19 protein-coding genes are annotated in these 18,328 nt (G+C 70.9%); 9 read left to right on the plus strand and 10 right to left on the minus strand.

The window, feature by feature from the left end; all coding sequences use genetic code 11:
* Positions 1-13 precede the first annotated feature (13 nt).
* The 3 genes from BM066_RS01885 to BM066_RS01895 form a co-directional block, all read right to left on the minus strand.
* Positions 14-640, minus strand: coding sequence for a DsbA family protein (locus BM066_RS01885; RefSeq protein ID WP_089923929.1), 627 nt, complete (start codon positions 638-640; stop codon positions 14-16).
* A complete protein-coding gene (locus tag BM066_RS01890) occupies positions 637-1,272 on the minus strand; it encodes a thioredoxin domain-containing protein (RefSeq protein ID WP_089923931.1) in 636 nt (211 codons plus the stop codon). Before BM066_RS01890 ends, BM066_RS01885 begins: the two co-directional genes overlap by 4 nt.
* A gap of 125 nt (positions 1,273-1,397) precedes the next feature.
* Positions 1,398-1,940 carry a DUF721 domain-containing protein gene (locus BM066_RS01895; protein ID WP_089923934.1) on the minus strand — a complete coding sequence of 181 codons (543 nt, stop codon included), beginning with the start codon at positions 1,938-1,940 and terminating at the stop codon, positions 1,398-1,400.
* A gap of 201 nt (positions 1,941-2,141) precedes the next feature.
* Here BM066_RS01895 and mutY point away from each other — a divergent pair, with 201 nt between their 5' ends.
* Positions 2,142-3,194, plus strand: a complete 1,053-nt coding sequence (gene mutY / locus BM066_RS01900) for an A/G-specific adenine glycosylase (RefSeq protein WP_089923937.1) — start codon at positions 2,142-2,144, stop codon at positions 3,192-3,194.
* A gap of 48 nt (positions 3,195-3,242) precedes the next feature.
* Here the strand turns inward: mutY and BM066_RS01905 are convergent, their stop codons facing one another.
* Positions 3,243-4,319, minus strand: coding sequence for a site-specific DNA-methyltransferase (locus BM066_RS01905; RefSeq protein ID WP_089923939.1), 1,077 nt, complete (start codon positions 4,317-4,319; stop codon positions 3,243-3,245).
* Between the two features lie 216 nt (positions 4,320-4,535).
* Here BM066_RS01905 and BM066_RS01910 point away from each other — a divergent pair, with 216 nt between their 5' ends.
* Positions 4,536-5,108: a dihydrofolate reductase family protein gene (locus BM066_RS01910; RefSeq protein WP_089923942.1), complete on the plus strand. Its 573-nt coding sequence runs from the start codon at positions 4,536-4,538 to the stop codon at positions 5,106-5,108.
* Here BM066_RS01910 and BM066_RS01915 read toward each other — a convergent pair.
* Together BM066_RS01915 and BM066_RS01920 are read right to left on the minus strand one after the other, a co-directional pair.
* Positions 5,052-5,786 carry a ribonuclease HII gene (locus tag BM066_RS01915; protein ID WP_177218356.1) on the minus strand — a complete coding sequence of 245 codons (735 nt, stop codon included), beginning with the start codon at positions 5,784-5,786 and terminating at the stop codon, positions 5,052-5,054. The two genes, BM066_RS01910 and BM066_RS01915, sit on opposite strands and share 57 nt — an antisense overlap.
* Complete coding sequence (locus BM066_RS01920; protein ID WP_089924127.1) at positions 5,783-6,358, minus strand: helix-turn-helix domain-containing protein; 576 nt, start codon at positions 6,356-6,358, stop codon at positions 5,783-5,785. The genes BM066_RS01915 and BM066_RS01920 overlap by 4 nt, the downstream gene beginning before the upstream one ends.
* A gap of 96 nt (positions 6,359-6,454) precedes the next feature.
* Between BM066_RS01920 and BM066_RS01925 the strand changes: the two genes are divergently transcribed.
* Positions 6,455-7,393, plus strand: coding sequence for an NAD-dependent epimerase/dehydratase family protein (locus BM066_RS01925; protein ID WP_089923945.1), 939 nt, complete (start codon positions 6,455-6,457; stop codon positions 7,391-7,393).
* A 153-nt stretch (positions 7,394-7,546) separates the two neighbouring features.
* On the opposite strand, the gene BM066_RS01930 is transcribed toward BM066_RS01925, so the two are convergent.
* The 3 genes from BM066_RS01930 to BM066_RS01940 form a co-directional block, all read right to left on the minus strand.
* A complete protein-coding gene (locus BM066_RS01930; protein ID WP_089923948.1) occupies positions 7,547-8,551 on the minus strand; it encodes a glycerophosphodiester phosphodiesterase family protein in 1,005 nt (334 codons plus the stop codon).
* A 93-nt stretch (positions 8,552-8,644) separates the two neighbouring features.
* Positions 8,645-9,229 carry a DNA-3-methyladenine glycosylase I gene (locus tag BM066_RS01935; RefSeq protein ID WP_089923951.1) on the minus strand — a complete coding sequence of 195 codons (585 nt, stop codon included), beginning with the start codon at positions 9,227-9,229 and terminating at the stop codon, positions 8,645-8,647.
* 70 nt (positions 9,230-9,299) lie between these two features.
* On the minus strand, positions 9,300-10,106 hold the full coding sequence (locus tag BM066_RS01940; protein ID WP_089923954.1) for a CAF17-like 4Fe-4S cluster assembly/insertion protein YgfZ: 807 nt from the start codon (positions 10,104-10,106) through the stop codon (positions 9,300-9,302).
* A 109-nt stretch (positions 10,107-10,215) separates the two neighbouring features.
* Here BM066_RS01940 and BM066_RS01945 point away from each other — a divergent pair, with 109 nt between their 5' ends.
* Positions 10,216-11,379, plus strand: a complete 1,164-nt coding sequence (locus tag BM066_RS01945) for a glycosyltransferase family 9 protein (protein ID WP_089923957.1) — start codon at positions 10,216-10,218, stop codon at positions 11,377-11,379.
* A 65-nt stretch (positions 11,380-11,444) separates the two neighbouring features.
* Here the strand turns inward: BM066_RS01945 and pip are convergent, their stop codons facing one another.
* Positions 11,445-12,530: a prolyl aminopeptidase gene (gene pip / locus BM066_RS01950; RefSeq protein ID WP_089923959.1), complete on the minus strand. Its 1,086-nt coding sequence runs from the start codon at positions 12,528-12,530 to the stop codon at positions 11,445-11,447.
* 152 nt (positions 12,531-12,682) lie between these two features.
* Here pip and BM066_RS01955 point away from each other — a divergent pair, with 152 nt between their 5' ends.
* The 5 genes from BM066_RS01955 to BM066_RS01975 all read left to right on the plus strand — a co-directional run bounded on the left by BM066_RS01955 (position 12,683) and on the right by BM066_RS01975 (position 18,230).
* On the plus strand, positions 12,683-14,017 hold the full coding sequence (locus tag BM066_RS01955) for a dihydroorotase (protein ID WP_089923962.1): 1,335 nt from the start codon (positions 12,683-12,685) through the stop codon (positions 14,015-14,017).
* 227 nt (positions 14,018-14,244) lie between these two features.
* Entirely contained in the window at positions 14,245-14,601 is a 357-nt protein-coding gene (locus BM066_RS01960; protein ID WP_089923965.1) for a YciI family protein, read from the plus strand.
* A 118-nt stretch (positions 14,602-14,719) separates the two neighbouring features.
* Positions 14,720-15,073, plus strand: coding sequence for a YciI family protein (locus BM066_RS01965; protein WP_089923968.1), 354 nt, complete (start codon positions 14,720-14,722; stop codon positions 15,071-15,073).
* Between the two features lie 5 nt (positions 15,074-15,078).
* Positions 15,079-16,326 carry an RNA polymerase sigma factor gene (locus BM066_RS01970; protein WP_089923970.1) on the plus strand — a complete coding sequence of 416 codons (1,248 nt, stop codon included), beginning with the start codon at positions 15,079-15,081 and terminating at the stop codon, positions 16,324-16,326.
* An 83-nt stretch (positions 16,327-16,409) separates the two neighbouring features.
* Positions 16,410-18,230: a feruloyl-CoA synthase gene (locus BM066_RS01975; RefSeq protein ID WP_089923975.1), complete on the plus strand. Its 1,821-nt coding sequence runs from the start codon at positions 16,410-16,412 to the stop codon at positions 18,228-18,230.
* The last annotated feature ends 98 nt before the right edge of the window (positions 18,231-18,328 follow it).

Here is an 18,328-nt window from a genome sequence, read left to right on the forward strand (position 1 = left end):
GCGCGCCCGCCCCTCAGCCCTTGCCGGGCTTGTTCTGGGCCGCCTTGGCGATCGCGGCGGCCAGGACTTCGATCGGCTGGCCGCCCTGGAACCTCTCGCCGTTGACGAAGAAGGTCGGGGTCGCCTCGATCTTGTCGCGTTCGGCCGCCTTCTCGACCCGGGCGTTGACGGCGTCCAGCGCCGCCTTGTCCTGCAGGGCGGCGGTGAACTGGGCCTCGGTCAGGCCGAAGCTCGTGCCGATCTTCAGCAGGCCGCCCCACAGGTCCTGGCTCTCGAAGATGGCGTCCTGCTGCTTGAAGATCGCGTCGATCACCTGGAAGTACCGGGCCGGCCCCACGCGCCGGGCCAGCAGGTAGCCGGCGGCGGCGAACTGGTAGGGCTGGGTCAGGAACTCGCGGAACACATAGCGGACCTTGCCGGTGTCGATGAACTGGGTCTTGAAGACCGGGAACACCTCGTTGTTCCAGTGGGCGCAGTGGGTGCAGGACAGCGAGGCGTACTCCACCACCTGCACCTTGGCCTTGGGCGAGCCCAGGACCATGTCGCCCTCGGCCGCCGGCAGCGGCGCGGCGCGCGCGATCGCCGGCGCCGCGGCCAGCGCCAAGCCCGTTCCGATCAAGGCGCGGCGGTCGAGGATCATTTCGCGGCCGCCTCGGCCGCGGCGATGGCGGCGTCCAGCTGGGCCATCGACTGCTCGCCGCCGTCGTCGCCGCCGGCCTTCTTGCCGTTGATGATGAAGGTGGGAGTGCCGGTGATCTTGGCGTCGGCCTGGTACTTCTCGACCCGGCTGTTCAGGGCCTTGAGGTTCTTCTCGTTGGTGACGCAGCTGGTGAACTGGGCCTCGTCCATGCCGGCAGACTGGGCGATGCGCAGCAGCACGCCGCGATAGTCGCCGGTGGTGAACATCTCTTCCTGCGAATGGTAGACGGAGTCGAGCACCGAGAAATACTTGTCCTTGCCGGCGCAGCGGGCCATCAGGAACGAGGCCGAGGCCACCTGCACGGGCTCGGTCAGGAACTCGCGGTAGACGTAGTGCACCCGGCCGGTGTCGATGTACTTCTTCTTGAAGTCGGGGAAGACCTCGTTGTTCCAGCGGCCGCAGTGAATGCACGAGGCCGAGGCGTACTCGACGACCGTGACCTTGGCGTTGGGGTTGCCCAGCGACATGTCGTCGGCGGACACCGACTCCTTCTTGTCGCAGCCGGCGAGCGCGACGCCCAGAGAGGCGGTGAGGGCGACGGCGGTCAGGAGCCGGCGGGTCAGCGGACGCATGTGATCTTCCCTGGAAGAGGCGTGAACAGTGAAGTTAAGCGCGATTCTTTAGTCGCGTGAAAAGGGCGCGGATAAGGCGTCGCATCAGCCTATCGAACGTGCGGTTGTCAATCCAGAGACGCCGCTTAGCGCGGATCGCGCAGCACGCCGCGGCCCAGCTTCAGCAAGGCGTCCTTCAGGCCGCCTTCCGGCTGGGCGGCCAGGCTGTCGGCCAGGTCGCGCTCCTGGGCGGCGTCCAGCGGCGGCTTGCGGCGGGACCGGACGGGGACGGGCGCGGCCGGGGCCTTCACCGGGCCCTGGACGATGCGCAGCTTGGTCACCGCGCCCTTGCCCAGCAGCAGGTCCAGACGCTGGGTGATTTGCGGGGCCTGGTGCTGGATCAGCGAGGCCACCGGCCCGTCGACCCGCAGCTCCAGCGTGCCGCCCTCGCCGGTGCGGCTCTTGATCACCCGGACGGGCTCGGTGCGGCGGGCCAGGGTCTCGCCGACGATCTCGCGCCAGCGGGCCTGCAGCATGGCCGGACCCTGGCCGAACTTCTCGTCCAGCTTCTTGATCAGCGGGGCCAGCGACTTGCCGGCGGGGGGCGGCGGTCGGACCTGCGGACGCGTGCGGCGGCGCTTGAGGATCTCGAGGGCTTCTTCCGCGGTGGGCAGGGGGCGACGGCGCATGGCGGGAGGTTAGCAGAGGTGCGGGCCTGTGATGATCAAAAAGGGCGTCATCCCGGCAGCCTCGAAGAGGCGGTCCGGGATCCAGGGGACTGGGCTGGCGCTTTGCGGTTCGCCTGGGTCCCGAACAAGCGCCGCGCGCTTTCCGGGATGACACCTGAAAGGGGGCTCCCCCTGTTCTCCAGGATTTGCCATAGCTCTCCCATGCTCGACATCCCCGCCCTCCGCGCCGCCCTGCTGGCCTGGTACGACGCCCAGGCGCGGGATCTGCCCTGGCGCACCGGGCCGGCGGCCGGCAAGGCGGGGCGGCGGTCCGACCCCTACCGGGTCTGGCTGTCGGAGGTGATGCTGCAGCAGACCACCGTGCCGCACGCCACGCCCTATTTCCTCGGCTTCACCCAGCGCTGGCCGACCGTCCGCGACCTGGCGGCGGTGGACGACGGCGAGCTGATGGCCGCCTGGGCGGGGCTGGGCTACTATGCCCGGGCCCGCAACCTGCTGGCTTGCGCCCGGGCCGTGGCGGCCGACCACGGCGGAGTGTTTCCCGACACCGAGGAGGGCTTGCGGGCCCTGCCGGGCGTGGGAGCCTACACCGCCGCCGCCGTGGCTGCCATCGCCTTCGACCGACCGGCCAACGTCGTCGACGGCAATGTCGAGCGGGTGATGGCCCGGCTATTCGCGGTCGAGGATCCCGTGCCGGACGCCAAGCCGGAGCTGAAGCGCCTGGCCGGCGACCTGGTCACGGCCGAACGCCCCGGCGACTGGGCCCAGGCGCTGATGGACCTGGGGGCCACGATCTGCCGGCCCAAGGGTCCGCTGTGCGACCGTTGTCCGATCCAGCCATGGTGCGAAGGCTCCAAGACCGGCGCCCCGGAGACCTATCCGCGCAAGACCCGAAAGGCCGACCGGCCTCGGCGGTTCGGGGTGGCCTACGTCCTGACGCGCGGCGACGCCACGGCCCTGGTCCGTCGTCCGCCCAAGGGCCTGCTGGGCGGCATGCTGGGCCTGCCGACCAGCGACTGGCGCGATCATCCGTGGGCGGACATAGAGGCCGCCGAGGCCGCGCCGACGGCCGGCGCCTGGCGCGACTTCGGCGCGGTCGAGCACGTTTTCACCCACTTCGCCCTGACCCTGCGGGTGTTGCGCGCCGAGAGCAACGGCGAGGGGGACTTCGTCTGGACGGGGCCGGAAGGGTTGGGCGCGCTGCCGAGCGTGTTCCTCAAAGCCGCGAGGGCCGGGCGGGAGCGGTTGGTCTAACCAGGAAACCGCTCATCCCGGCATTCGCCGGGACGAGCGGAATTGGAGCTAGTTCATTCCCGCCCGCACCTGCGACCGCAGGACGTCGATCGGGGCTAGGCCCTTGTCGGTCTTGAAGTGCCAGTAGGTCCAGCCGTTGCAGGCCGGGGCCGACTGCACCAGGGCGCCGACCTTGTGGATCGAGCCCGACAGGTCGCCGACGCTGATCGAGCCGTCCGGCCGGACCTTGGCCGCGTGGGCGCCCTTGGCGCAGTAGAGGGTGTCGCCCGGATTGAGCAGGCCGGCCTCGACGATCGTGCCGAACGGCACGCGCGGTTCGGCCCGCTTGCTGCCCATGACGTCCAGGTCCTGCGGCGCGATCGGCGTGACCTTGGCGATGCGTTCCTTGGCGTGGGCGATGTATTCGGCCTCGCGCTCGATGCCGACGAACCGGCGGCCCAGCCGCTTGGCGGCCGCGCCGGTGGTGCCCACGCCGAAGAACGGGTCCAGGATCACGTCGCCCGGCTTGGTGGTCGACAGGATCACCCGGTAGAGCAGGGCTTCCGGCTTCTGGGTCGGATGGGCCTTGTTCCCGTCGGCGCCCTTGATGCGCTCCTCGCCGGTGCACAGCGGCAGGGTCCAGTCCGAGCGCATCTGCACTTCGTCATTGGCCATCTTCAGGGCGTCGTAGTTGAAGGTGTAGCGCTTGGCGCCCTGGCTCTTGGAGGCCCAGATCAGGGTCTCGTGGGCGTTGGCGAAGCGGGTGCCCTTGAAGTTGGGCATGGGGTTGGACTTGCGCCAGATCACGTCGTTGAGGATCCAGAAGCCCAGGTCCTGCACGGCCACGCCGACGCGGAAGATGTTGTGGTAGCTGCCGATCACCCAGATCGCGCCGTCGTCCTTCAGCACCCGCCGGGCGGCCTTCAGCCACTCGCGGGTGAACTTGTCGTAGGCGGCGAAGCTTTCGAACTGGTCCCAGTGGTCGTCGACCGCGTCGACCTTGGAATTGTCGGGCCGCAGCAGATCGCCGCCCAGCTGTAGGTTATAGGGCGGATCGGCGAAGATCAGGTCCACGGACTTCTCGGGCAGGGCGTTCATCGCCTCGATGCAGTCGCCCTGGATGATGGTTTCAGGCCCGAAGGACATGTCCGCTTCCCGTCAAAAACACTGAGCGGAATCATGAGTCTTGATGGTTACGCCGGAGTGAACGGGCATGGTTACCGGCCTGTTAACCCTGCATCGCGGCGCGCTCTGAGTCCGATCGGACTCAGAAAAGTCAGCCATGTCAGCTGGATGCTTGATGTTCTCGTATTGTTCTGAAATGCTGGCGGCCTGATTTTCACGCCTGTTTTCCGGGGAGCCATGGCCGTCATTCGCGGACTGATCGCCGCCAGCCTGGACGGCTATGTCGCCGATCCCGACGGGAGCGTCGAAGCGCTGGCGCCGTTCGGGTCGGTCGACCACGGCTACCAGCGGTTCATCGACCAGGTCGGGACGGTGGTGATGGGCCGGCGCACCTACGACCTGATCCCCAGCCTGGGGATCGGCTGGCCCTATGCCGGCAAGCGCGCCCTGGTGCTGACTTCCGGACGCGGCGCCAGCGTGCGCGAGAAGACCCGGTTCTGGACGGACGGCCTGCCGGCCCTGGTCGACCACCTGCGCGGCCTCGACGACGGCGACGTCTGGGTGGTCGGCGGCGGCCGGCTGATGGCGGGCATGATCGAGGTCGGGGCGCTGGACAGGCTGGAGCTGCTGGTCGCGCCGGTGCTGCTGGGCGAGGGGCGGTCGCTGTTTCCACGATCGTCGCGCGGCCTGCGCGACATGCGCCTGAACGGCGTCGAGGCGCTGGAACGCGGGGTGGTGCTGCTGGACTACGCCCTAGGCGCCGAGGTCGTCGTCAAGCGCGGCCGCCGCAAGGTCGTCCAGGTCGCCTAGCGCCAGCTCGCCCGCCCTCAGCTCGCCCGCCCTCAGCTCGCCTGAAAGCGCCAGCTTGACCGGCGCCCAGCCCATCCGGTGGATCGGCGAGGGGCCCAGCCTGCGCAGGCCTTCGACATGGACGGCGGCGTGATAGCCCTTGTGGCCGGCGAAGCCGTAGCCGGGATAGACCGCGTCCATCTCGACCATGATCCGGTCGCGGGCCTCCTTGGCCAGGATGGAGGCCGCGGCGATCGAGCACGACAGGCTGTCGCCCTTGACCACCGTCTTGACCCCGCAGGGCAGCTTGAAGGCGTAGTTGCCGTCGACCAGGGCCATGGCCGGCCGGACGGACAGGCCCTCGACGGCCCGACGCATCGCCAGGCCGGCGGCATGCAGGATGTTGAGTTCCGCGATCTCCTCGACGCTGGCCAAGCCCACGCACCAGGCGACCGCGACCTGCTTGATCTCGATCTCCAGGGCGGCGCGCGCCTTGGCGGTCAGCTTCTTGGAGTCGTCGAGGCCCTTGGGGATGCGCGTCGGGTCCAGGATCACCGCCGCGGCGCTGACCGGCCCGGCCCACGGCCCGCGCCCGGCCTCGTCCACGCCGCAGACATGGCCGGGGCCGCAGGCGGCTTCCAGCATCATGTCGGGACCCGTGCGGGCAAGGGCGGGGGACTTGGGCACGGGAGGGCTCATAATCCGTTTCGAGGGACCGGGGGAAGACCGTGCGTGCGCACCAACCGCGCGAAACGGCCGTCCGACAGCCGCAGGCGGGTCCAGTCCATTCGGCCCGGACGGATCGGCACGGCGTTGGAGCCGTTGGGACCGGTCTCGACCGTCAGGGCGGGCGCCAGGGGCTCGTACCAGCCGGCCTCGCCCAAACCCGCTTCGGCCGCGACGATCGCGGCGCTGGCGTAGCGCCACAGCGACGCGCCGATCAGGTCTTCCTTCGGCAGGCCCCATTCGCGGCCGCGGGACGGCGAGGCGGCCAGCAGGCGGTGCGACAGGTCGCAGATCAGGTGGACCCGTTCGGACGAGCTTTCGACCAGGTCGAGCAGGGCGCGGTCGGCGTCGGATCCGGGGCGGGCGGCCAGCAGGTCGGCCAGGCGCCCGGCTTCGCGCGGCGACGGGACCTGGGCGCCGCTCTCCCAGCGCGAGACGGTGGCCTGGGAGACGCCGAGGACCTCGGCGGCGTGGGCCTGCTTGACCCGCCGCGCCACCCGCCAGGCGCGCAGCGAGCGGCCCAGGGCGTGAGGCGGTGTCGGCATGTCCGAGATCGGGGCGTCCATGGCCGCAGAATAACTTATGCGTTCGCCGCGCCAACCGGGGATGCGATCAGGCGGTCCCGTGAACGGAGGCTGTCCATGCGCGTGTTGTTGACCGGATCCTCGGGCTGGCTTGGGCGGACCCTGGGGCCGGCCCTGCGCGCCGCCGGCCATGCGGTGACCGGGCTGGACGTCGTCCCGTCGCCCGAGACGGCGGTGGTCGGATCGGTCGCTGATCGCGCCCTGGTCCGCCAGGTCCTGGGCGACCACGCGATCGAGGCGGTGATCCATTCCGCAGCCCTGCACAAGCCCGACATCGAACGCTTCGACCGCCAGGCCTTCGTGGACGTCAACGTCACCGGCACGCTAAACCTGCTGGAGGAGGCGGTCGCCCAGGGCGTGGGGCGCTTCGTCTTCACCTCGACCACCTCGCTGATGATCTGCGAGCGGATCCGGGCCGGGGCGGCGGGTGGGGCGCGGGCGGCCGAGTGGCTGACCGAGGACAGTCCCGTCCAGCCGCGCAACATCTACGGGATCACCAAGCTGGCGGCCGAGCAACTGTGCCGGCTGGTCCACCGCGAGCACGGCCTGCCGGTGGTGGTCCTGCGCACCAGCCGGTTCTTTCCCGAGGCCGATGACATGGCCCACGCCATCGTCCAGTCCGACGAGAACACCAAGGCCAACGAGCTGCTGTTTCGCCGCCTGACCGTCGAGGACGCCGCGCGGGCCCATCTGCTGGCCCTGGAGCGCGCCCCGGACCTGGGTTTCGACCTGTTCATCGTCTCGGCCCCGCCGCCGTTCTCGCGCTCCGACGCCGAGGCGCTGATCGCCGACGCGCCCGACGTCGTGGCCCGCTGCTTCCCGGGCTACCCAGAGCTCTACGCCCGGCGCGGCTGGACGATGTTCGACAGCATCGACCGGGTCTACGACCCCTCCCGGGCCGCGGCGCGGCTGGGCTTCGTCTGCCGCACGGGCTTCGCCCAGGTGCTCGAGGCGCTGGCGGCGGAGACCTCCGGCCAGCTCACCGCGTCGCTCTAGAAGATTACGTGCGTAATAAATCCACTTGACCGCTAAGGTGTCGCGAGATCCGCGCCGCCGCCGAGAATCGTCCGGGCGTCGCCGTCGTCTTCCCGACCGAGACGCTGCGCCTGGACGACGGCTGGCGGCGACTGGGCGAGCCCTGGGGCGCGCCTACAGCGCGGCGTTGACGACGGGCGGGGCGTGGCCGCGCAGGCCCCGGGCGTCGAGATAGTCGAGCAGGGCGGCGGGCCGGTTGGTCTGGATGACGCTGACGCCGTCGCCGATCAGTCGCGCCCAGGTCCGTCGCCCGTCGGCCGCCGCGCCGCCGGCTCGCACCCGCGTCCAGAACCCCTTCAGGCCCTTGCCGGCCAGGGCGTTGCTCCACAGCCGCACCCGCGCCAGCCGCGCCGCGGCCCGCACGGCCTTGAACTCCGAGCGCCGCAGGTCGCACAGCTCGATCGCCGGGATGCGGTTCTCGGCCAGCACCTGCAGGGCGGTGATCCCGGCCGGATCGCCCAGGGCGCGCCCGTTGACGGCGCCGACCATCGGCATGAAGGCCAGGCCGCTGTAGGGCGGCAGGTCGGCCATCGGGGCCGCGCCCGCCTCGGCCCGGGCCTTGACCAGGACCTGACCGGCGGCCCCGCTGGCCAGGACCACCTGGGCCACCGGCTCGGCGATCGGCTCCTTGACGTCGAGATTGACCAGGATGCGGCCCTGGGCCCGCGCCAGATATTCCCCCAGGGTCGGCGGGGCCTCGGCCGGGCCGCCGTTCGGGGACCTCAGGCGCAGCGCCTTGACCTCCCGCAGGCTCATCTCGGAAACCCGGCCATGGCCGTTGGTGGTGCGGTCGACGGTCGGGTCGTGCATGACCACCAGCGCACCGTCGACGGTGCGGCGAATGTCGATCTCGACCATGTCGACGCCCAGGGCCACGCAGCGGTCCAGCGCCGCCAGCGAGTTTTCCGGCAGGGCCGCCGTCATCCCGCGCGAGGGCGCCGGCGCATGGCAGGCCCGGTGCGCCACCACCAGCACGCCGTCGGCCCAGTCGTAGAGCCGGCCCCGCAGGTCGGGCCCCCGCGGCTCCGCCGAGGGTTCGGCGAACGCCGGCCCGGCGCCGACCACGACCATCGCCGTGAGCGCCGCGAGGCGTCTGGAAGGGATTCGAGCGGGGCGCATGGTGAAGCTCTCCACTGCGCCTGATTGCCCGATTCTCGCAACAGTAGAGCGTCAGAGGGCCGACAGGATCATGACGAGAGCCCGGAAAAGGGGCTACCGCGCCAGCTTGCGGCAGGCCTCGTGCCGGAAACAGGTCGTCAGGTGGTCGTTGACCAGGCCCGTGGCCTGCATGAAGGCGTAGACGATCACCGGGCCGCAGTATTTGAAGCCCTTGGCCTTGAGCATCCTGGCCATGTCGACGGCCAGGGGCGTCTGGGCCGGGACGTCGCCGCCGACCCAGTGGTTCTGGACCGGCTTGCCCCCGGTCATGCCCCACAGCAGCGTGGCGAAGTCCTCGCCCCGCTCGCGCATGTCGCAATAGATCCGGGCGCCCGAGATCGCCGCGTCGATCTTGCCGTTCGAGCGGATGATGCCGGCGTCGGCCATCAGCCGGGCGCGGTCGGCGTCGCCGAACCTGGCCACCTTGTCGGGATCGAAATTGGCGAAGGCGGCGCGGAAGGCCTCGCGCTTGCGCAGGATGGTGATCCACGACAACCCGGCCTGGAACCCGTCCAGCACCAGCTTTTCCCACAGGGCGCGGGAGTCGTACTCCGGCACGCCCCATTCGGTGTCGTGATAAGCCTCGTAGAACGGGTCGCCGTTCATGCCGCGCCAGGTGCAGCGTTGGATCTCGGTCATGGGTGGGAGCTTGGCCGAGGTTTCCGGGAATTTCCAGAACTTTTCGTGAACGCGCGCTCGCGCTTCGAGCTTAGGAAGCAGGTTCCGGCGCCGGAACCCAGTCCGGCCAGTCCACCGTCACCGCCCGTCCGTCGACCGTCAGGTCCGCGCCGTCGATGCGGTCCAGGCGTAGCAGGGCCATGGCCCGACCGTCGCGGCCCGACAGCACCTCGCCTGCCCGAAGCTCGCCGGCCAGCACCTCGGTCCCGACGGCGGGGGCGGGGCCGTCGAAGGCGATCGGCAGCATGCGGTTCTTGATCGTCCCGCGCCGCTTCATGCGGCTGGTCGTCTCCTGGCCGACGAAGCAGCCCTTCTTGAAGTCGATGCCGTTCAGTAGGTCGAAATTGGCCTCGATCGGATAGGTCCTGTCGGTCCCCCAGTCGGCGGGGCCGGGAACGCCCAGGGCCAGGCGATGGGCGTCGTAGTCGTCCTCCGTGGCGTTAGTGTTCAGGGTGTCGCCATAGAAGCGCCAGCCGAGCGCCGGAAGGCGCGGATCGGCGGGATATCCGTCGATCGCGTCCGGCTCAAAGCCGAACAGGGCGTAGACCTTCAGGTCGCTGGCCTTCAGCTCGACCTTGGCCCGCAGCTTGTATAGGGCTAGGCGCGCCAGTACGGCGTCGCGATGCTCGGCCGCGACGTCCAGCAGCACGGTCTCGCCGGCGGCGGCGACGAAGAGGTCGTGGAGCAGCCGCCCCTGCGGGGTCAGCAGGCCCGCGAAGCGCAGTTCTCCCGGCTCGACTGTCTGGGTCAGCAGGCCGTTGAGGAAGCTCGCGGCGTCGGGGCCGGAGGCGACGATGACGGCGCGGCTGGAAAGGAGCGCGATGCTAGGCTTGGTCATGCCTGCACATGTGGCGCTAAGGACGCACGCGCGCCAGTCCTTAACGAATAGAAAGCTGAGCCGTTATCGAGGGATGCGCCGACTCGCCGGTGGCCCTATACAAGGACGGATGACACAGCGGGCCTTCCCGATTCTCTTCATCACCGCCACGCGGATCGGCGACGCCGTGCTGTCGTCCGGCCTGATCAAGTTTCTCGCCGACCAGATCCCCAACGCCCGCTTCACCATCGTCTCCGGACCGCTGGCCGCGCCGCTGTTCGCCCATGTGCCCGGCCTGGACCGGGTGATCGTCATGGAGAAGGGCAAGGGCAAGGGCCACTGGTTCAAGCTGTGGAACCAGGTGCGCCACAGGAAGTGGGGCCTGGTCGTCGACTTGCGCGGATCCGGTACGGCCTATTTCCTGCGCCGCGAGAAACGCGCCGTCTGGAAACGCAACACCGGCGAGCCGATCCACAAGGTGGTCGAGGCCGCCAAGGTGTTGAAGCTGGAGGGCGATCCGCCGGCCCCGCACCTCTACATCACGCCCGAGGTCCAGGCCTTGGCCGACCAGCTGCTGGCGCCCCGCCCGGGTGAGCCGGCCGGCCCAATCCTGGCTGTCGGCCCGGCCTCCAACTGGGTGGGCAAGATCTGGCCGATCGAGCGTTTCGCCCAGACCGCCCAGCAGCTGCTGGCCCCCGGCGGTCCGCTGGCGGGCGGGCGGCTGATGATCCTGGGCGGGCCCGGCGACGAGCGGATGGTCGAGGAGCTGCGCATGGCCTCGGCCCGCGGCCGCTATGTCGACCTGACCGGCAAGGTGGACCTCCTGACCGCCTATGCGGCCCTGAAGCGCGCCGACCTGTTCATCGGCAACGACAGCGGTCTGATGCACATCGCCGCCGCGGCGGGCGTTCCGACGATCGGCCTGTTCGGTCCCTCCGACGAGCGCCGCTACGGCCCGTGGGGCCCGCTGACTAAGGCCGTGCGCGGCCCGCGCTCGTTCGACCAGTTCCTGGCCGTCGACCCGGACCTGTCCCAGGCCATCCGCCACATGAGCGACCTGCCGGTGGCCACGGTGGTGCGAGCCGCCAAGGCGCTGCTGGCCGAGGTGAAGGCGGCGGCGGTCGAGGCCGCGCCGGAGGCCCTGGTCGAGACGAATGCGCCGGAACCGACCGTCGAGGACGCGGCGGCGACGCCGGAGCTGCAGGCGGTGGTGGAGGACGTAGCGCAGGACGCCGCCCACGGGTCGGTCGAAACCTCGACTTCCGAGGATGCGATCGAGGCGGATCGCACCTAGGACGTCGTTGGCGTCTTTGCTTTTTGATCCGCTCACCCCGGCGAACGCCGGGATGAGCGGAGTGATCACAGCCTCGCCAGCCCGTCCATGATCGCCGTCAGGGCCAGCACGGTCTGTCCCTCCATGGCGCTGTGGCCGGCGTTGGTGCGCACGTAGGTCGCCGGCGTCGCACCCGCCGTTTCCAGCGCCGCGACCAGCCGCGAGGCCTGGGTCAGCGGGCAGACCTGGTCGAAGCGGCCGTGGACGATGTGGATCGGCAGCCGCGCGATCCGCTCGACGTTGCGGACGATGTAGTCCGGCTCCAGGAACAGGTTGTTGGCGAAGAAGTGGGCTTCGATCTGGGCGAAGCACAGGGCGAAGTCGGCCTCGCCGAACTTTCCCGGGTCGCCCGTCTCGGGGATCATGTTCGAGATCGCCCCCTCCCAGACCGACCAGGCCACGGCCGCGCGCAGCTGGGCCTGTCGTCCCGCGTCATCGCCGGGCTTGGCGTCGAAGATCGCCTTGTACGCCCCCATCATGTCGCCGCGCTGCTCGGGCGGGATCTGCTCGACGAAGGCCTTCCACTCGTCGGGATAGGTCACATAGGCGCCCGGCTCGGTCAGGGCGTAGGGCGTGTCGGCGAACGCCGCCGCATTGCCCTGGTACATGTAGAGCAGGTCCTCGCGCGTCCCCAGGAAGATGCCGCGCAGGATCAGCGAGGCCACGTGCTCGGGATGGCGGATGGCGTAGACCAGGGCCAGGGTGCTGCCCCAGCTGCCGCCGAACACGTGCATCGGCCCGGTGATGTCCAGGGCGTCGCGCAGGCGGTTGATGTCGGCCACCAGGTGGTCGGTGTCGTTGCGGACCAGGGCGACGGCCGGTCCGTGCGAGGCCACGGTCGGCGTGCTCTTGCCGCAGCCGCGCTGGTCGAACAGGATCACGCGGTAGCGGGCCGGATCGAAGAACCGCGACATCACTGGCGCGCAGGCCCCGCCCGGCCCGCCGTGCAGGAACATCACTGGCTCGCCCTTCGGATTGCCGTATTCCTCCCAGTAGAGCGTGTGGTCGGGCGCCTGGTCGACCCGCAGCATGCCGGTGCGGTTGGGCGCGGCTTGCGGATACTTCCACTCGTCCGTGACCTTGCTGGCGGCCTGAAGTTGGGAAAAGTCCATCGGGGCCTCGTCGCGCTTGAGGAAGACGACGGGGAGGTGCGCCCGTCGCGCGCGGCGGTCAATGTCGGAAGCGGGCGATATTTGCTTGCGGCGGTGGGGGCGGGCTCCTAGACCGCCTCCAGCCTTCCCGAAATCCTGGCAGGAGCCGCCCCATGACCCAGACCTTCGACCTGATCGTGCGCGGCGGCGAGGTGGTCAATCACGCGGGACGCGGCTTCACCGACATCGGAGTGCGGAACGGCAAGATCGTCGCGATCGGCGACCTTTCCCAGGCCAGCGCCGGCGAGATCTTCGATGCAACCGGCCTGACCGTCCTGCCGGGCGTGATCGACAGCCAGGTCCACTTCCGCGAGCCGGGCCTGGAGTGGAAGGAAGACCTGGAGAGCGGCTCGCGCGGCGCTGCCCTGGGCGGGGTGGTCGCGGTGTTCGAGATGCCCAACACCGAGCCGACCACCACCGACCCCGACGCCCTGGCCGACAAGCTGGCCCGCGCCAGGGGCCGCATGCACACCGACCACGCCTTCTATGTCGGCGGCACCCACGAGAACGCCACCTTCCTGGGCGAGCTGGAGCGCCTGCCGGGCTGCTGCGGCATCAAGGTGTTCATGGGCGCCTCGACCGGCACCCTGCTGGTCCAGGATGACGAGGGCGTCGAGAACGTGCTGCGGCATGTGAACCGCCGCGCCGCCTTCCACTCCGAGGACGAATACCGCCTGGCCGAGCGCCGCAGCCTGGCCCGGCCCGGCGACTGGACCAGCCACCCGGAGGTCCGCGACGCCCAGGCGGCGATGCAGTCGACCGAGCGCCTGGTCCGCATCGCCAAGTCGCTGGGCAAGCGCATCCACGTGCTGCACGTGACTACCCATCAGGAGATCGACTTCCTGGCCAAGCACAAGGACGTGGCCAGCGTGGAGGTCACGCCCCAGCACCTGACCCTGGTGGCGCCGGAGGCCTATGAGCGGCTGAAGGGCTTCGCCCAGATGAACCCGCCGATCCGCTCGGCCGAACACGTGGCCGGGGTCTGGCGCGGGATCGAGACCGGCATCGCCGACGTGCTGGGCTCCGACCACGCCCCCCACACCCGCGAGGAGAAGGCCCGGCCCTATCCGGCCTCGCCGTCGGGCATGCCCGGCGTCCAGACCCTGGTGCCGATCATGCTGACCCACGTGGTGGACGGCCGGCTGAGCCTGGAGCGCTTCGTCGACCTGACCAGCCATGGCGTCAACCGGATCTTCGGCCTGGCCGACAAGGGCCGCATCGCCGAGGGTTTCGACGCCGACTTCACCATCGTCGACCTGAAGGCCCGGCGGACCATCACCCACGACTGGATGGCCACCCGCTCGGGCTGGACCCCGTTCGACGGCTTCGAGGCCAAGGCCTGGCCGGTGGCGACCATCGTGCGCGGGACCGTAGTGATGCGCGACGACGAGATCGTGGCGGAAGGGACGGGGGCCCCGGTGCGGTTCTTGGAGACGCTGGCGGGGTAGGCCTGCCTGCTTGCCCCCACCTGGCGGCTGCGCCGCCTGTCCGCCCCCATAGGGGGCGGAGCCTTCGCGCTTGAGGCTCTTCCCCCTCTGGGGGAAGACGGTCGCGAAGCGACCCGTAGGGGGCAGGTGTTCACCCCTCTCGACTTTCTTCACCACACCCTGTCGAATTCCGCCCGCCTCGCGCGTCTTCCTGCGAGGGCGCGCGCCGTGCGCCGACGGAGGGTTCGATGAAGTACCTGCTGATGATCTATTCCAGCGAGGCCGAGTGGGCGCGGCCGGAGACCGAGGCCGTCAAGGCGGGCGTCATCGCCGCGCACGAGGCGCTGCAGGACGAGCTGCGGGCCAGCGGCATGGCCTGGCTGGGCGCGCGGCTGGCCGACACCCCGTCGGCCCGCACCATCGCCCAGACCGCCAGGGGCCGGGTGGTCCATGACGGGCCGTTCGCCGAGACCAAGGAGCAACTGGCCGGCTTCTATCTGGTCGAGGCGCCGGACATGGCGGCCGCCGAGGCCTGGGCGCAGAAGATCCCGCAGATCCAGGGCGGCAAGGTCGAGGTCCGGGCCATCGTGCACAATCCGACGTGAAAACTCGTGGGCCGACGTGAAAACTTGCCGGCGGATGTCGAGTCCGGCCAGGCTGCCCCGTCTCTGATCCGAGACCGGGCCGCCCCCTGCCGGCCCGGCTGTCGAGGAGGACCTATCCATGCAATACGCCCTGCTGATCTATGAAGACGAGACCGTCTATCGCGACGAGAACGGCCGCGCCTGGCGGGAGATCATCGCCCAACACGAGGCCTTCGCCGCCGAACTGGCCGAGAAGGGCCTGATCCGCGGCGGGGCCGGTCTGAAGACCGCCAACACCGCCACCACCGTGCGCCGCGGCGCCGGCCAGTGCGGCCTGCACGACGGGCCGTTCGCCGAGAGCAAGGAGCAGCTGGGCGGCTTCTATCTGATCGAGGTCCCCGACCTGGACGCCGCCCTGGCCTGGGCCCGCAAGCTGCCGATGGCGGGCGACGGCTCGGTCGAGGTCCGGCCGGTGATCGACGGAACCACCTGACCGTCATGGCCAGGAGCCTTCTCGACCAGGCGGCGCGGACGCACGGCGGGCGGGTGATCGCCGCCTTGGCCGCCAAATTCCGCGACCTGGACCTGGCCGAGGAGGCCTTCGCCGAGGCCTGCCTGAACGCCGCCCAGGCCTGGCCGGCATTTGGCGCCGAAGGGGGCGGCGAGCCACGCGACCCGGCCGCCTGGCTCTACAGCGTCGCCCAGCGGCGGGCGCTGGACATGCTGCGGCGGCGCGGCGTGCGGACCCGGCTGGTTCCCGATCCGCCGCAGCCGCCCCCCAGCGCGGAGGACGCGATGATCGACGACGCCCGCCTGATCCCCGACGAGCGGCTGCGGCTGATTTTCGTCTGCTGCCACCCGGCCGTGGCCCCCGACGCCCGCGCGGCCCTGACCCTGCGCCTGGTCTGCGGCCTGTCCACCCAGGAGATCGCCCGGGCCTTCCTGGTCGCCGAGCCGACCCTGGCCCAGCGGCTGGTGCGGGCCAAGCGCAAGATCGCCGAGGCCGGCGTCGCCTTCGAGGTCCCCGGTCCCGAGGCCTGGCCGGAGCGGATCGGGGCGGTGCTGTCGACCCTGGAGATCGCCTACGCCAAGGCCCACGAGGACGCGGCCGGGGCTGGCCAGCACGCCGGCTACGCCAAGGAGATGCTGGACCTGACCGCGGTGCTGGCCGACCTGCTGCCCGACGAGCCCGAGTGCCTGGCCTTCGCCGCCCTGGTCCGCTACGCCGAGGCCCGCCGCCCGGCCCGGCTGGACGAGGGCGGGGCGATGACGCCGCTGTCCGAACAGGACCCCGCCCTGTGGCGGCGGCCGCTGATCGACCAGGCCGAGGCCCTGCTGCACGCCGCCGCCCGCCGTCGCCACCCGGGGCCCAGGCAGTTGCAGGCGGCCATCCACGCGGCCTGGTGCTCGCGCGCCAGCCTGGACGAGCCTCCGCCCTGGCCGACCGTGCTGGCCCTCTACGACGCCCTGCTGACCTGGCGCGACGACGCGGTGGTGCGGCTGAACCGCGCCGTGGCGGTGGCCGAGGTCTCGGGCCCCGCCCTGGCCCTGGCCGAGGTGGACTGGCTGGATTCGGTGGCCTTCCGCGACTTCGGCCCCTTCCACGCGGTGCGCGCCGACCTGCTGGCTCGGCTGGGACGGGACGGCGAGGCGCTGGCGGCCTACGACCGGGCCCTGGCCCTGGACCCGGCGCCGGCCGAACGGCTGTGGCTCGAGCGGAGAAGGGGGCGGGCGGCCCATCCCTAAACCGCTCATCCTGGCATTCGCCGGGATGAGCGGATCATTGGGTGGCCATTGCCACCCGCCCCTCGGTGGTTAACACTCCTCTCATGGATGGGACGTCAGAGACCCACGCGCCGTTTCGCGACGCCCGCTACGCGGCCCGGGCGCTGGAGGTCGAGCGGCGCGGCGACGTCCTGATCCTGCGCAATCCCACCCCCTATTCGACCACCGTCCAGACCGTGACCGCGCCGCTGGTCCGCTGGGCCGCGCAGGCCCCGCACCGCGTCTGGCTGGCCGAGCGGCCCCGTGAGGAGGGCTGTGAGGGCGCGGCGGGGTGGCGGAGCGTGACCTACGCCGAGGCGGCCGCCCAGGTCGCCCGCCTGGCCGGCGGGCTAGCCGGCCTGGGCCTGTCGCGCGGCAAGCCGCTGCTGATCCTGGCCCGCAACGGGATCGACAACGCCCTGATCGGCTATGCGGCCATGAGCCTGGGCGCGCCGATCGCGCCGGTGTCGCCGCAGTACGGCCTGAAGGGCGCGGAGCTCTCCCGCCTGGCCTTCGCGGTCGAGCGGCTGAAGCCGGCGGCGGTCTATGTCGACGACGCCGAGGCCTTCGCCCACGCCCTGGCCGCGCCGTTCCTGGCCGGGTCGCCGGTGATCGCCAGCCGCAACGCCCGCGAGGGCGACGTCGCGTTCGAGGTCCTGCTGGACTCCGAGCCCCAGTCGCCGGTCTGCCGCCCTGACGACGTCGCCAAGCTGCTGCTGACCTCCGGCTCGACCGGCCGGCCCAAGGCGGTGATCTGCACCCACGCCAACATCGCCCTGAACGCCGCCCAGATCGCCGCCTGCTACGAGGATCCCGACCCGCCGGTGCTGGTCAATTCCGCGCCCTGGAGCCACAGCCTAGGGGCCAACGCCATCCTGCACATGGTGCTGCACCGGGGCGGGACCTTGTACATCGACGCTGGCCAGCCGCTGGCTGGCGGCCGGTTCGACGAGACCGTCCGGAACCTGCGCGAGGTCGCCACCACCTATCACAACATGGTCCCGGCCGGCTGGGGCCTGCTGGTCGGGGAGCTGGAGCGCGACCCCGCCCTGGCGGCCCGGTTCTTCGAGAAGGTGCGGGTGCTGCAGTACGGCGGGGCGTCGATGGCCCAGTCGATCCTCGACCGCGTCCAGGCCGTGGCGGTCCGGACGATCGGCCATCGGGTGACCTTCGCGGCCGGCTACGGCGCCACCGAGACCGGGCCGACCGCCTGCAATATCCACTGGCTGAACGCCCGCTCCGGCATGATCGGCCTGCCCACGCCCGGCACGGCGATCAAGCTGGTTCCGGCCCTCGACGGTCCGCCCGACAAGTTCGAGATCCGCGTGAAGGGCCCGCAGGTCTCGCCCGGCTATCTCGACATGGCCGAGGCCTCGGCGGCGGCGTTCGACGAGGACGGCTTCTACCGGCTGGGCGACGCGGCCAGGCTGGCCGACCGGCTGGACCCCTCCGCCGGCCTGGTGTTCGACGGACGGCTGGTCGAGAACTTCAAGCTGGCCAACGGCACGTTCGTGGTCGCCGGCGCCCTGCGGGTGGCGGCGGTCTCGGCGATCGCCGGCGTGGTGTCGGACGCGGTGGTCTGCGGCGAGGGCCGCGAGGGGGCGGGGCTGATGCTGTTCCTCGACCCCAAGGCGGCTTCGCGGATCGGCGATCCCGAGGCGGTGCGGGCCGCGATCCGGGCCGGGCTGGAACGGCTGAACGGCCTGGCCAAGGGCGGCGGCAAGGTGATCCGCGCCCTGATCCTGGACGGCGCGCCCGACGCGGCTAGCGGCGAGCTGACCGACAAGGGCTATATCAACCAGGCGATGGCCCGGGAGCGGCGGCCGGCGGAGATCGAGCGGCTGTTCGCCGATGAGCCGGACGAGGGCGTTTTCGTATTCTTCTGAGGTGTCATCCCGGACAAGTCCGGTGAAGCCGGGCGCCGATCCGCGATCGCCGGAAGCGTTGAGTTCACGCGTCGGTCCTGGATCTTCGCGCCGCGCGC

The organism is Caulobacter sp. UNC279MFTsu5.1 (assembly GCF_900114015.1).
GTDB lineage: Bacteria > Pseudomonadota > Alphaproteobacteria > Caulobacterales > Caulobacteraceae > Caulobacter.